General features: G+C 62.0%; 12 protein-coding genes. 10 read left to right on the top strand and 2 right to left on the bottom strand.

Annotated features, from left to right (window positions below):
* Window positions 1-14: 14 nt before the first annotated feature.
* The 10 genes from urtE to ILFOPFJJ_RS17195 all read left to right on the top strand — a co-directional run bounded on the left by urtE (window position 15) and on the right by ILFOPFJJ_RS17195 (window position 11,566).
* The gene (urtE, locus tag ILFOPFJJ_RS17240; protein ID WP_173511792.1) at window positions 15-710 is read left to right on the top strand and encodes an urea ABC transporter ATP-binding subunit UrtE; all 696 of its coding nucleotides are present in this window, start codon (window positions 15-17) and stop codon (window positions 708-710) included.
* 235 nt (window positions 711-945) lie between these two features.
* On the top strand, window positions 946-1,329 hold the full coding sequence (locus ILFOPFJJ_RS17235; RefSeq protein WP_173512479.1) for a BRA0787 family protein: 384 nt from the start codon (window positions 946-948) through the stop codon (window positions 1,327-1,329).
* Window positions 1,330-1,546: 217 nt separating this feature from the next.
* On the top strand, window positions 1,547-2,611 hold the full coding sequence (gene gntR / locus ILFOPFJJ_RS17230) for an HTH-type transcriptional regulator GntR (protein ID WP_173511791.1): 1,065 nt from the start codon (window positions 1,547-1,549) through the stop codon (window positions 2,609-2,611).
* A gap of 434 nt (window positions 2,612-3,045) precedes the next feature.
* Window positions 3,046-4,170, top strand: a complete 1,125-nt coding sequence (locus tag ILFOPFJJ_RS17225; protein WP_173511790.1) for a sugar ABC transporter substrate-binding protein — start codon at window positions 3,046-3,048, stop codon at window positions 4,168-4,170.
* A gap of 80 nt (window positions 4,171-4,250) precedes the next feature.
* Complete coding sequence (locus ILFOPFJJ_RS17220; protein WP_173511789.1) at window positions 4,251-5,801, top strand: sugar ABC transporter ATP-binding protein; 1,551 nt, start codon at window positions 4,251-4,253, stop codon at window positions 5,799-5,801.
* Window positions 5,798-6,778, top strand: coding sequence for an ABC transporter permease (locus ILFOPFJJ_RS17215; RefSeq protein ID WP_173511788.1), 981 nt, complete (start codon window positions 5,798-5,800; stop codon window positions 6,776-6,778). Before ILFOPFJJ_RS17220 ends, ILFOPFJJ_RS17215 begins: the two co-directional genes overlap by 4 nt.
* Window positions 6,775-7,767, top strand: coding sequence for an ABC transporter permease (locus ILFOPFJJ_RS17210; protein WP_173511787.1), 993 nt, complete (start codon window positions 6,775-6,777; stop codon window positions 7,765-7,767). Before ILFOPFJJ_RS17215 ends, ILFOPFJJ_RS17210 begins: the two co-directional genes overlap by 4 nt.
* Window positions 7,768-7,980: 213 nt before the next feature.
* Entirely contained in the window at window positions 7,981-9,252 is a 1,272-nt protein-coding gene (repA, locus tag ILFOPFJJ_RS17205) for a plasmid partitioning protein RepA (protein ID WP_376741426.1), read from the top strand.
* Window positions 9,253-9,255: 3 nt separating this feature from the next.
* Complete coding sequence (gene repB / locus ILFOPFJJ_RS17200; RefSeq protein ID WP_173511785.1) at window positions 9,256-10,305, top strand: plasmid partitioning protein RepB; 1,050 nt, start codon at window positions 9,256-9,258, stop codon at window positions 10,303-10,305.
* A gap of 388 nt (window positions 10,306-10,693) precedes the next feature.
* A complete protein-coding gene (locus ILFOPFJJ_RS17195; RefSeq protein ID WP_173511784.1) occupies window positions 10,694-11,566 on the top strand; it encodes a ferritin-like domain-containing protein in 873 nt (290 codons plus the stop codon).
* Between the two features lie 104 nt (window positions 11,567-11,670).
* On the opposite strand, the gene ILFOPFJJ_RS17190 is transcribed toward ILFOPFJJ_RS17195, so the two are convergent.
* Window positions 11,671-12,825 carry an acyltransferase family protein gene (locus tag ILFOPFJJ_RS17190; protein ID WP_173511783.1) on the bottom strand — a complete coding sequence of 385 codons (1,155 nt, stop codon included), beginning with the start codon at window positions 12,823-12,825 and terminating at the stop codon, window positions 11,671-11,673.
* Window positions 12,826-13,009: 184 nt separating this feature from the next.
* Entirely contained in the window at window positions 13,010-13,414 is a 405-nt protein-coding gene (locus ILFOPFJJ_RS17185) for a DoxX family protein (protein ID WP_173511782.1), read from the bottom strand.
* Between the last annotated feature and the right edge of the window lie 58 nt (window positions 13,415-13,472).

Genomic DNA, 13,472 nt, shown 5'->3' with positions numbered 1-13,472 from the left:
AAGGAATCTGGACCATGTTGACCGTCGAAAACGTCAGCCTTCACTACGGCGCCGCGCAGGCCTTGCGCAACGTCTCGATCAAGGCCGAGATGGGAAAGATCACCTGCGTGCTGGGGCGCAACGGCGTCGGCAAGTCGAGCCTGCTCAGGGCGATCACCGGCCAGCATCCGGTGACCAGCGGCGCGATCGCCTTCAACGGCGCCCCGCTCGACGGCTTGGCGCCCTTTCGCCGGGCGAAGCTCGGCGTCGGCTACGTGCCGCAGGGGCGGGAGATTTTTCCCCTGCTCACGGTCAGGGAGAATCTCGAAACCGGCTATGCGCCGCTGAAGCGGGCCGACCGCTCGATCCCAGAGGACATCTTCAGCCTGTTCCCGGTGCTGCAAGCCATGCTCGGCCGGCGCGGCGGCGATCTTTCCGGCGGCCAGCAGCAGCAGCTTGCCATCGGTCGCGCGCTTGTCACGCGTCCAAAAATCCTCGTGCTCGACGAGCCGACCGAGGGCATCCAGCCGTCGATCATCAAGGACATCGGCCGGGCGATCAAATACCTGCGGGATTCGACCGGCATGGCGATCCTGCTCGTCGAGCAATATCTCGACTTCTGCCGCGATCTCGCCGACCACGTCTACATCATGGATCGCGGTGCCTTCGTGCATGAGGGGCCGGCGGAAACGCTGGATACGGCGGAGGCACGCCGGCATTTGACCGTGTAATTGTTTTCCACAGGGGTAAAATATTCCAGGAATTCAGCCGCTTGCCCGCTTCTCGAAGGATGCTTTGCCTTCGGAGTACGGCAAAAAATACAGTGTTTTAATCGATTGTGTTGCGCTGCCTGTTGCTTTGAACCATACTGCCGCCGCACGCTTTATGAAGGAACATCACAATCCGTTACCGCTGACGGAATTGGCCATTTCGCGTTTCCGGCCTACCCAATCGGAGGAGACCCTAATGACGAATTTCCTGCCCGCCCTTTACGAAGGGCACGCCCCGATCACCCTGCAGAATCTGTTTCGAGAGGCACTCGAGGCCTATGAAGACTGGGATGAGGGGATGCCTGAACCGATGGTTTCCTATGAAGGCAACATGCTGCCGATCAGCGACGTCTTCGACTGGATGAAACCTTGCACTGATATCATGCCTGCCAACATGATCGGTATCGTCACCGACCGGCTGAGCAAGCCATGGAGCGGCCGCGGACCGCTTGACGAGATGACCTTTTCCACCGCGGCCCGCGTCATGTCCGTTCTGGTCAGGCGCCGCCTGAGGCGCTTCGGTCGCGGTTCGGTCGAAACTTTTGTTGACCGCTTCAATCAGCGGCTTCACGCTGAGTGACAGCGCCGAGGCTTGATTGCGCAAACAGCGCGGCTGTCGTGCCGCGCTGTTTCGTTGTGCGTCCGTCTGTCTTCGGCCGATGCCTGTACGACTGAGAGTTCTTTCATTTCATACGACGCACCGTAAGATGGTCGGGTGAGGGAGCGGCAATTTCCTCGCGCCGAGCAGATATAACAAGCAGCGGCGCGCAGCGCCGGTGGCCGAATTGAGGCGGGGTGTGGCGTCAAACGACAGCGAAGTCAGGAATCGATCGCGCCGGGGCAGCGGCCGTCCGACCCTTGCGGACGTTGCGGGTCTCGCCGGCGTCGGCAGCATCACGGTCTCCCGCGCGCTGCGGGATCCGGAGCGCGTATCGCCGGAACTGCGCCAGCGCATAGCCGCGGCCGTCGACGAGCTGGGCTACGTGCCGAACCCGAGTGCGCGTGCGCTGGCGTCGGCACGGGCCGACGTCATCGGCGTGCTCGTTCCGTCGCTGACGAACAATGTCTTTTCCGAGGTCTTGCGCGGCATCCACGACGGCCTGGGGGATTGCCCGCTGCAGATCCAGTTCGGCAACACGCATTATTCCGAACAGGAGGAAGAGCGGCTGCTGAGGGTCTTTCTCGGCCAGCGCCCGTCCGCGTTGATCGTTTCCGGCATCGATCAGGCCCCGACGACGCGGCAGATGCTGGAAGAGGCAGGTTGCCCGGTCGTGCAAATCATGGAAATCGGGCCGGACCCGATCGACATGATGATCGGCTTTTCCCACCTGGAGGCGGGCAAGGCGGTGGCGCGGCACCTGGTCGATGTCGGCTGCAAGCGCATAGGGTTTCTCGGCGCGCGCATGGACCCGCGTTCGCGGCGGCGCCTCGCAGGCTATGAGACGGTGATGCGCGAGGCCGGCCGTTTCGACGCAGCGCTCGTGACGACGACCATTTTGCCCTCGAGCGTGTCGATGGGTGCCGGCCTGTTTCACAAGGCGCTCGAAAAGACCCCGGATATCGACGCGGTCATCTGCAACAACGACGACCTGGCATTGGGGGTGCTTTTCGCCTGCCATCGCGCAAGTCTGAAGATCCCGGCGCAAATCGCCATAGCCGGCTTCAACGATCTCGAAATGATGGAGGTCGCGTCGCCCTCCATCACCAGCGTGCGGACCCCCCGATACGAGATCGGCCGGCGCGCCATTGCCATGGCACGGGTCGCCATTGCAGGCGAGCGGCCGCATCGAACAATCGTGGATCTCGGCTTCGAGTTGAAGATACGCGAGAGCACGATGCGCGCGGCGATCCCCGCGATCTGAGCGCAATGCGGCCAGAATGCGACGCTTTACTTTGCCAGTTGGTAGCGCTACCATTCCTGCCTGTGACGTTTCGGGAGGAGACCTGTCTGACGTCACCGGACTCGCGTATCGACATGTCATGCCGGATCGGCAATCAGCGCAGACGTTGTCTGTGTCGAATGCTCGACGTCTGGAGTCTTGTGGGTTCCACCGCATGTTTCCTTAAGCCGTAGTCGATTTAGGGGCGAAAACATGCAGCAACTCAAGCGCTACAGCGTCCTTTGTGCGTCTGATAAGGCGCACGGCGCTGTAGTGGACGCACAACGAGCGCTCCAGCACGTTGATTCTAGTGCATTCCCGTCCGCTTTTCGTGATTCCACCCAAAGCGGGATGCTCTAACGGCCCCCTGTTTCGATGCCTTGTCCCGGCATTTCAACAAAATGGGAGGGAATTCGATGACCAGAACATTCGTCAGCGGCATTCTCGCGGCCGCTGCACTTGCACTTCTGTCCATGACTGCGCATGCCGAACCCGAGGTCGTCAGCGGCCCCGCGGCCGAACCGGATTGTTTCGTACCGTGGACGGCCGAAACCAAATTCTTCAAGTTTCCAAAAAAGGACGGACCCTATCGGATCGCGCTTGCCAACGGCTATATCGCCAATACCTGGCGCATTCAGATGATCCAGACCGCCAAGGCCTATGCGGCGCAGCCGGACGTCGCTGCCAAGCTCAAGGAATTCAAGGTGGTTTCTACCGGCGAGGATGTGCCGGCGCAGATTTCGGCGATCAACAACTTCATCGATTCCGGCTATGACGCGATCGTCGTCAATGCCCAAAACCCCACCGCCTTCGGACCAGTCATCAAGCGCGCCAAGGAAGCCGGCGTGGTCCTGGTCGCCTTCGACAATATTCTCGACACCGAAGACGCGATCAACGTCAACGTCGACCAGAAGGGGCTCGGTGTGCTCTGGGCGAATTGGCTTGCCAAGCACCTGCCTGAGGGCGGCAAGATCCTGGAAGTGCGCGGCGTTGCCGGCACGTCGGTCGACACCGACCGTCATAACGGCATTCACGAGACATTTGCCGCCACGGGCAAGAAGTGGGACGTCGTCGAGGTGTTGGGCAAGTGGGACGATCCGACCGCACAAAAGGCGACGGCCGATGCGATTGCCGTTCACAAGAAATTCGACGGCATTACCGCGCAGGGTGGCGACACCGGCGTCGTGCAGGCGATGATCGATGCCGGCCATCCCTTCGTTCCGTTCGGCGGCGAGACGGAGAACGGCTTCCGCAAGTTCTGCGCCAAGCATGCCGGCGAGGGATTGAAGTGCTCGTCGGCGGGCACCGGCCCGGCCCAGGTCGCGGTTGCCATCAAGACGGCGATCGCCGCGCTGGAAGGGCAGGTGGTGCCGCAATCGATCAAGCTTCCTTTGGCGATCGTCGAAGATCCGAACTTCAAGGAAGGCCAGGACTTCTATCCCGACCAGTCGGACAATTTCTTCGTCGGCAACGCCTTCCCGACCTGCGGCATCAACTTCACCGCCCAGGAGATCATGGGGCAGACGAAGGAAAATCAGTAGGTCGCGGTGGGCGTTCCTGAACTACATGCCGCGTGCGCCCGCACGCGGCATGTGTGACAAACCGGCAGCCGAGGCGACGGATGACAACGGCAGAGACACAGGCGACGTCCCCGCTCTTCCGGATGGAAGGCGTGTCCAAGCGTTATGGCGGCGTGCGCGCCCTGGAAAATGCCGAGCTCGACGTTGAATCGGGCCATATTCATGCAATTCTTGGCGAGAACGGTGCAGGCAAGTCGACGCTGATCAAGATCATGGCGGGCGTGGTGGCGCCGGACGAAGGGCGGATGCTGCTCGATGGCCGGGACGTCGTGTTCCGCTCGCCGGCCGCGGCTTCCGCGGCAGGCATTGCCTGCGTCTTCCAGGAACTGTCCCTGGTGCCTGATCTCAGCGTCGCCGACAACATCGCCATCTCCCATCCTCCGTGCCGCTTCGGCATGATCGACCGGCGGGCCCAGCGGGCGCTTGCGGAAGAGGCGCTGGCGCGGGCCGGCGCGGAGGACATTCATCCGCGTGCGGCGGTGAAGGACCTGCCACTCTCCCGCCGGCAGATGGTCGAGATCGCCAAGGCGCTGGCATCAAAGCCACGCATCCTGATCCTCGACGAAGCGACTTCGGCGCTGACGGCCGGCGATGTCGCCAAGGTGTTCGCGGTGCTGAAACGCCTGCGTTCAGAAGGTCTGGCCCTGCTCTATATCTCGCACCGCATGCACGAGATCGCCGAACTCGCCGACACCTGCACCGTGTTCCGCAACGGCCGCAATGTCGCGAGCTTTCGCGCCGGCACCCGCACCAACGACGAAGTCGTCGAAATGATGATCGGGCGCGAATACAGTAACGTCTTCCCGCCTAAGCCGCAGCGTGCGCCGTCGTCGAAGCCGCCCATCCTCGAATGCCGGAATCTCGGCTGGGGCGCCCGGCTGCGCGACATCTCTCTGTCGGTCGGCGAGGGAGAGGTGGTGGGCCTCGGCGGATTGGACGGGCAGGGTCAGCGCAACCTGCTGCTCGCCCTTTTTGGGGTGCTGCGCGGAACGACCGGGTCCGTGCTCATCGATGGCACGCCCATGGCGATCGGCAGCCCGGCTGCCGCGCGCTCTTCGCGCAGCGCCATGGCGCTGATCCCGGAAGACCGCAAGACCGAGGGGCTGATGCTGCCGATGACGGTGCGGGAAAACCTGTCCTTCGCGGCGCTCGACCGTGTTTCGCGGGGCGGGATCATCGATCGTACGTCAGAAGAACAATTGATCGATGAAATGGTGCGGCTGCTCGCGATCAAGACTGCCGGCCTCGACATACCGGTCGGGGCGCTGTCTGGCGGCAATCAGCAGAAGGTGGTCATTGCCAAGTGGCTGATGCGCAAGCCGCGCATCGTCCTCTTGAACGACCCGACACGCGGCATCGATGTCGGCACGAAGCAGGAGATGTACCAGCTTCTGCGCCGGCTGGCCGATGCCGGCGCGGCGATCCTGTTCTATTCGACGGACTATGACGAGCTGATCGGTTGCTGCGACCGGGTTCTGGTTCTCTATGACGGCCGCATCGTCCGCGAGCTTGAAGGCCAAGGCATCACCGAGCACGCGCTGATCGCGAGCGCTCTCAACGTCGATAGTGATCAAGAGGGAACGACGGCATGAGCGAGTGGCGCTATTGGTTGAACGAACAGCGCGGCACGCTGATGGGGCTCGCGATCTTTCTGCTGATGTTTACCGTCTATATCGCCAACCACCCGGCCGGCCTGACTGCCAACGTGGCCCAGACCGCCGCCAACAAGGGGGCGCTCTTTGCTTTCGTCGCCATGGCCCAGACATTGGTCGTGATCACCTCGGGCATCGATCTGTCCGTGGGCATGATCTTCGTGCTGACCAATTGCCTGGCATCCTGGCTCGTCGTCGGCGAACCGTTGCCGACCGCCCTGGGTGTCGTGGCCGTCCTCGTCGCAGGCATGGTCTGCGGCGCCATTAACGGGCTCCTGGTGATCTACGGGCGGCTGCAGCCGATCGTCGCGACGATCGCGACCGGGGCTATTTATTTCGGCCTTGCGCTGCTGCTGCGACCCTTTCCCGGCGGCTCCGTCAACGAGGACCTTGCAGACGCGCTTACGGGCCGTCTTTTTGGCGTGATCCCATCGAGCCTGGTGCTGCTGGCAGCCGCCGTCCTGCTCGTCTGGCTGCCCTTCCGGCGATCTAAGATCGGGCGGGCAGCCTTTGCGGCGGGCTCGTCCGAGCAGGCGGCCTTCATGTCCGGCATGCCGATCCGGCGCGGCAAGTTTGCGGCCTACACGCTCGCGGGCCTGCTCGCCGCGATGGGCGGACTGTTCCTGACCTTCTTCACCTATACCGGCGAGGCAGCCTATGCCAGCGGCAGCGGCTACACGCTCTGGTCGATCGCGGCGGTCGTGCTCGGCGGGGTCTCGCTCTATGGCGGCCGGGGCAGTGCCATCGGCGCGATCTTCGGCGCTTTCGCCGCCCGAACGACCGGTGATATGCTGTTCGTCTTCGACGTCGATCCGCTATGGCAACCGTTGCTCCAGGGCGTCGTCCTGATGATCGCCGTGAGTATCGGTTCCCTGGCTCTGCTGCGGGTGCGCAACCGTCTGGACTGGTTCCTATGAGCGAGACTTCAGAGAACCGCATCTCGATCAGGGCCCGCCTGCCGGCATTTCTTCGCCGGGCCGATCCGGCCGTGCTCACCGCTTTCGGCTGCATCCTGCTGCTGCTCTTCTTAAGCAGCCTTTATTCCAGCAACTTCCTGTCGCTCAACTACCTCCTGCAGCAACTCAAGGTCGCTTCGTTCCTCGGGGTGGTGGCCGCCGGCATGATGGTCGTGATCCTTCTCGGCCATATCGATCTTTCGGTTCCCTGGGTGATGACGACCGGAGCGATGATGGCCTGCGCGGCCGCAGGCTTCGGTGGCGTGGGACCGATCATCGCCATTCCCATTGGCGTGCTCTGCGGGGCTGCCTTCGGAGTCGTCAACGGCTTCGGCGTCGCCTATCTGCGCATCCCGTCGATGATCGTGACGCTTGCGAGCAATGTCGTCGCTCAAGGGTTGATGGTCGTTTACACCGGCGGCTTCTCGCCGCAGGATTCGGCACCGCCGGCCATACGCTGGCTCGCCACGGGATTCGTCATTCCTGGCCTGCCGAACGCCATCATCGTCTGGGCGGCGATCAGCGCCATGATGGTGTTCCTGTTCACGCGCACCTCCTTCGGCCGAGCCGTTTACGGGATCGGCAACAGCGAACGCGCAGCCTATCTTTCGGGTGTTGATACGCGCCGCATCGTCATGATCGCCTTTGCGATTTCGGGCGCGCTCAGCGCCTTCGGCGGCGTGCTGCTCGCTGGCTATGCATCGAAGGCGGCGCAAGCGATGGGTGACGCCTATCTGCTGCCGGCAATCGCGGCCGTCGTGCTCGGCGGCACCTCAATCCTTGGCGGGCGTGGCTCCTATCTGGGCACGGTCGCCGGCGTCATCCTGATCACGCTCCTGCAATCGATCCTCTCGGTGATGCAAATGCCGGAAGCGGGCCGCCAGATCGTTTACGGTGTCGTCATCATCGTGATGCTGCTCCTCTATGGTCGCGCCCCACCAAACCGGTGAAGCTCTCACCATTTCCCCAAAATGGCTTGACGCGAATCAGAGGATGAATCACCTTCTAACGGAATAGATCGCATATTCCGCATTTCAGCGTAGTTCAGCGGCCGGCCTGTTAGAAGACGTTGCGGGCGCATTTGCGCGACCGTCGAACGGATGCTGTTGCCGGTTGATTGCTGCCGTAAATGCGATGCGAAACGCGAGAGAGGGCATTTGGGAATGGATATGGCGGGATCGACGGCGGCGGCCGGAGAAGCGGGGGGCTTGAGCGGAACGTCATATCGGCGACCGGCGGACGAGGCGATCGCGGCGGATGCACGCGCGCTTTCCGAGCAGTTGAAAGCGATGCGCGACCGTCTGTTCGCGCCGACGGCGATGAAGACGCTCCGCAGCTTCACGTCCGGCGAGGCCGCCAAGCTGATCGGCGTTTCCGACGGTTATCTTCGGCAATTGTCGCTGGCAGGCGAGGGCCCCCAGCCCGACACCGGTGCGGGCGGGCGGCGCTCCTATTCGCTTTCCGACATCAACGCGCTTCGTCGTCATCTTGCCGACCAGGCGCTGGTCAAGGGCAACGGCGCCAAGGCGCGCAGCTACCTGAAGTGGCGCGACAGCGCGAAGGGCGAGCATCTGCAGGTCGTTTCCGTCACCAACTTCAAGGGAGGCTCCGGCAAGACGACCTCGTCGGTCCATCTCGCCCAGTATCTCGCCCTGACCGGCCATCGGGTTCTCGCGGTCGATCTCGACCCGCAGGCCTCGCTTTCGGCGCTGTTCGGCTACCAGCCGGAACTGGACCTGACCGGCAACGACACGCTCTACGGCGCCATCCGCTATGATTCCGAGGCGCGGCCGCTCAGGGACATCATCCGCAAGACCTATTTCGACGGGCTCGATCTCGTGCCGGGCAATCTCGAACTGCAGGAGTTCGAGCATACGACGCCGCAGGCGCTGAGCGCACGCCAGAGCGGCGCGGATGCCGGACCGCTCTTCTTCGCCCGCGTTCAGACGGCGCTTGCGACCGTTGCCGACGAGTACGACGTCGTCGTCATCGACTGCCCGCCGCAACTTGGCTACCTGACGCTTTCGGCGCTCTGCGCTTCGACTTCGGTCATCGTCACCGTGCATCCGCAGATGCTCGACGTCGCCTCGATGAACCAGTTCCTCTACATGACCTCGGACCTCCTCAGCGTCGTGCGCGAGGCTGGCGGCGAGCTCAACTTCGATTTCCTGCGTTATCTCGTCACACGCTTCGAGCCTAATGACGGGCCGCAGGCGCAGATCGTCGGCTTCATGCGCTCTCTCTTTGGCGATCGGGTGCTGACGTCCGCCATGGTGAAATCGACGGCGATCTCGGATGCCGGCCTGACGAAACAGACGCTCTACGAGGTGGGCCGGGAGAATTTTACCCGCGCGACTTACGACCGGGCCATCGAATCGTTGAACGCCGTCAACGGCGAAATCGAGGCTCTCATTCATGCGGCCTGGGGGCGCTAAGACATGGCTGGCAACAACAGGAAAAACGAATTGCGGGCGCTGTTTGCAGGTGGTGCTCCTGCGGCACCTTCGGAACAGACCAGCCCGAGCGAGTTGACACCTGTCAACCGGCAGACGGCTGCCGATGCGCCACGCGCGGCATCCGGAGCGGTCCGGGCCATGGGGCTTTCGCTCGGCAACATTACCCGCGAGGCGGAAGAAGCACGCGTGTTGCGGGAGGCTCTCACGCAAGGCGAGCGGGTGGTTGCGCTCGATCCTATCCTGGTTGAGGCCTCCTTCGTCGAGGACCGGTTGACCGACGGCGAAGTGGACGATCCCGACTTTCTGGCGCTCGTCGAAAGTATCCGCGAGAACGGCCAGCAATCGCCGATCCTCGTGCGGCCGCACCCGGAAAAGCATGGCCATTACCAGACTGCCTACGGCCATCGCCGGCTGAAGGCGGTGCGCCGGCTCGAGTTCCAGGTGAAAGCGATCGTCCGGCCCCTTTCCGACGACGAACTGGTGCTCGCCCAAGGCAAGGAAAACGCGGAGCGGCGCAATCTTTCCTTCATCGAGCGCGCGCTTTTCGCCGCGACGCTCGCCGCGCGCGGATTCGACCGCAAGGTGATCGGCGACGCGCTTGCCGTGCAGAAGAGCGAGCTGTCGCGCCTGCTGCAGGTGGCCGACAGCGTACCGCATCATCTAGTGCGGGCGATCGGCCCGGCGCCGAAAGCCGGACGCGAGCGGTGGACGGCGATTGCCACGCTACTCGAAAGGGAAGAGGCCCGCGGGCTGGCGGACGAGGAAGTCGGTTCGCCGCAGTTCCGCGCCGCAGACACCGACCAGCGTTTCCAGCTCGTCTTCAATCGCCTGTCGCAGAGCGACAAGCCGGAGCCGGAGAAGCCTGAGGAACTAAGAGACGAGGCGGGCCGTGTCTTCGCACGGCTGAGGCTTGACGGAAAAGCCCCAAGAATAGAGTTCCTGCCGGGCACCCACCCGGCCTTCCTCAAGGAAGCGGTGTCGATGCTGGCGAAATGGCACGCGACCTTTGTGGAGAACCAGAAGTCCTTATGATTTGAGCGGTTCAGGGCTAAGCCACTCATCCTACTGCATGTCTCCTTGAATCGACCTCGATTCAAGGACGGAGACATGCAGCATTTCAAAGTGCGACGCCGACCTTTGCGCGTCTGGTAAGACGCGCGGCGCTAGATCTCTCGCTTACGGGAGAAGGCACCGGCAGGTGGATGAGGGGATCTACTTCGCCAGAATAACAAATGTCTCAAAACTATGCCAAGGGCGCGCTGAACGGCCGCTTTCGAACCCAAACGGCCGGCCTAAAAAGCTCCGGCATTTCCAGAACATTGAGGTCCGGAACATTTGGTCTTTGATGATGTTGGACGTTAATTGGCCCGCGTGATCGAGGCGCCAAAACTGACGCCGGGCGGGCTTCAAGGAGAAAGCCATGATCCGTCCGGTGCCTTCACTTTTTCTTCCGCGCCGTCTCCTCTTGCAGTTGGGCCTTGGAGCGACGCTCGCCTCGAGCGCAGGCCTCGCGCCGGTTTCGCGTGCCGACGAGCCGGGCGGCGTTATGGACGAGGATATTTTCCAGTTCGCGCTCAACCTGGAGTACATGGAAGCCGAATATTACCTGCGAGGAACGACCGGGAAAGGGATCGATGATTCTGATGCGGGCGCGGAAGCTGGCCCTGTAACCGGTGGCAGCCAGGTTTCCTTCGATACGCCCGCCATCGGTGAGTTCATGCGCGAGGTGGCGGAAAACGAACTCGCTCATGTCCGATTCTATCGCAAGACTCTCGGAGACCAGGCGGTGCCCAGACCGGCCATCGATTTCGATGCGGGCTTTACAGCGGTCGCAAAAGCGGCGGGCCTCGGCGAGAACTTTGATCCATTCGGTAACGAGATGAACTTTGTGCTTGGCGGGATGCTGTTCGAAGACGTCGGCGTTACCGCCTATGCCGGCGCGGCGACAGTATTGAAGAACAAGGATTTTCTGGCCGCTGCCGCCGGTATCCTGGCTGTGGAGGCCTATCACATGGGGATGGCCCGATCCACGCTCTACAGAATGGGCGAGCAAGCCTGGAAAGCGGCGAATGCAGTTTCTGATGCTCGTGACAAAATCGATGGATCGGAAGATAAGGATCAAGGCATCCAGATGGACGGCACGGCCAATATCGTTCCTTCGACGCCGGATGCGATAGCCTTTACCCGGACCCCGCAAGAGGTGTTGCGCATCGTGTATCTCACTGATCAGGAGGGCGCGACGAAGGGTGGCTTTTACCCGAACGGGATGAACGGAATGATCAATAGCACCTGAACGGCTGGCGATCGCGCACGGCCGCGGTGCCTCCGCCTGTCGCGGTCTCCGGCCGGTTTCCAACGTTTACGCCTGAGAACGTCTGACGGCTCTCCTTCGAAGGATCATGCCCCGACCGGCTGAGGCTTTCGCCTGTCGATCAAACGCTTGGCGAGCCTCTGGCCAGGTTTTTCGACTGCGAAGAAAGTCATGCAGGCAGCGGTGTAAACCAACGGCACCAGAATGGCGGTAACCACGGCGAACCGCACAGGCGCTGTCATCGTGTCGCCGAAGGCGCCGATGAAATAGGCAGCAATCGGCTGCAGAAAGATGAGGTGCCAGAGATAGGCCCCGAACGAAAGTTCCCCGAGCCAATGAAAAAACCTGTTTCCGAGGGACGAGGAAACCGCGCGAAGCCGCGCGCCCAAACCATCGCCGGCAAGCCGATGATAGAGCAGCGCGAAGAAGACGGCGACGAGCATGACCCGCATCAGCATTTTCGTCATCGTCATATCGCCGCCGATCGGCAGCAGAGCGAGCGCCATGGCAGCGCCGCCATGGAGAACAGCCTTCGGCCCGTCCGCGTGAAGACTAAGCGCCAACAGCATTCCGCTGAGAAAGATATGCATCTTCAACGGCAGGAAGGCCGGCATCGGAAAGTGAACGCCGAACAGGCTCAACGTCGACACAATCGCGAGGGCAATAACGGCCGTGAAGAGCGCGCCTTTCAGCCAACCGCCTTTCTTGAGCAAGAGCATGATGAAGGGAAAGGCCGCATAGAACTGCATTTCAAGCCCTATGCTCCAGTCCGGCAGGGGAGTCCGGTAGGCGTAGTCGGGAGAGAGGCCGAAAAGAAAGCTGACATGCATCAGCCCGTTTCTCACGCCGTTGTCGAGGTAGCGCTGGGGTGACTGCGGCGTTCTTTCGAGGAAGGCGTCGATGACCATTCTCGACTCGAACAGCCAAGCGCCGAGCATGAAGGCAACAGCCAGGAGGACATAGTAGAGCGGCGCGATTCTCAGGAAGCGCCGGACCCAGAAGCGTATCCAGGTCGAGCTCAGATCCCATGGCTCCTTGCCGGCACGCAGCTGATAGTGAAACACCATCAGGAAACCGGAAAGCATGATGAAGAGATCGACGCCGAGATCAGGCTCCGACAGAACGGGCAGGCGCCAACCCGTCAGCAATAGCGCATGGCCAACCATCACCCAGAGAGACGCGAGGCCTCGAAGCCCATCCAGGCAATCGATTCGGATCTTGCGGGAAGCATGGTCAGCCATCAGCAATCTTCGTCCTTGTTAGCAACTAAAGGTTACTGGGTGCGTGCTATGTTGCGACGCACAAGGGACTGCCTAGAGACCGACTAAGGCGATAGTAAGTAATGGCCGAGCGTTAGGAGAGCGGGCAAGCGGTCTGGCCCCTGCTTCGGCGGCAAAGGATTGCCTTGGTTGCGGAGAACGTTGCTCAGACCCGGCTGGCCCGCGCATCCAGGCTGAAGGGACCCGCACCGAAAGCGACGATCTGCAGGAATCCGCCTGTGATGGCGAGATTCTTCATGAAGTGGATCATCTGGTTTTGGTCCGCAAAATTGGTGTGAAATCCGAGAGCCGATACCAGGGTGAAGACCGCCAGGGCGAGTGCCACCAAACGCGCTTGATAGCCGAGGACGAGAAGGATGCCGCCACCGAGTTCCACCACGAGAGCGATGGCATAGGCGACCGAGGGCAGGGGCAGATTTGCCGCCGCTATATAGCCGATCGTTCCGGAGGGATCCGCCAGCTTTTCGAAGCCGGACGAGAGGAAAATACCGGCGAGAAGCAGACGGCCGATGAAGGCCAGAACGCTCTGAAGTGCAAGGTTGTCGCTCATGTCAGGCGCCTTTCTTAGCGGGGTGGGCGAAGCGGGTCATGGCATGAGAGGATTTGCA

The sequence above is a fragment of the Sinorhizobium psoraleae genome, assembly GCF_013283645.1.
GTDB classification, from domain to species: Bacteria; Pseudomonadota; Alphaproteobacteria; order Rhizobiales; family Rhizobiaceae; genus Sinorhizobium; species Sinorhizobium psoraleae.
This window is presented reverse-complemented; position numbering and strand designations above follow the sequence as displayed.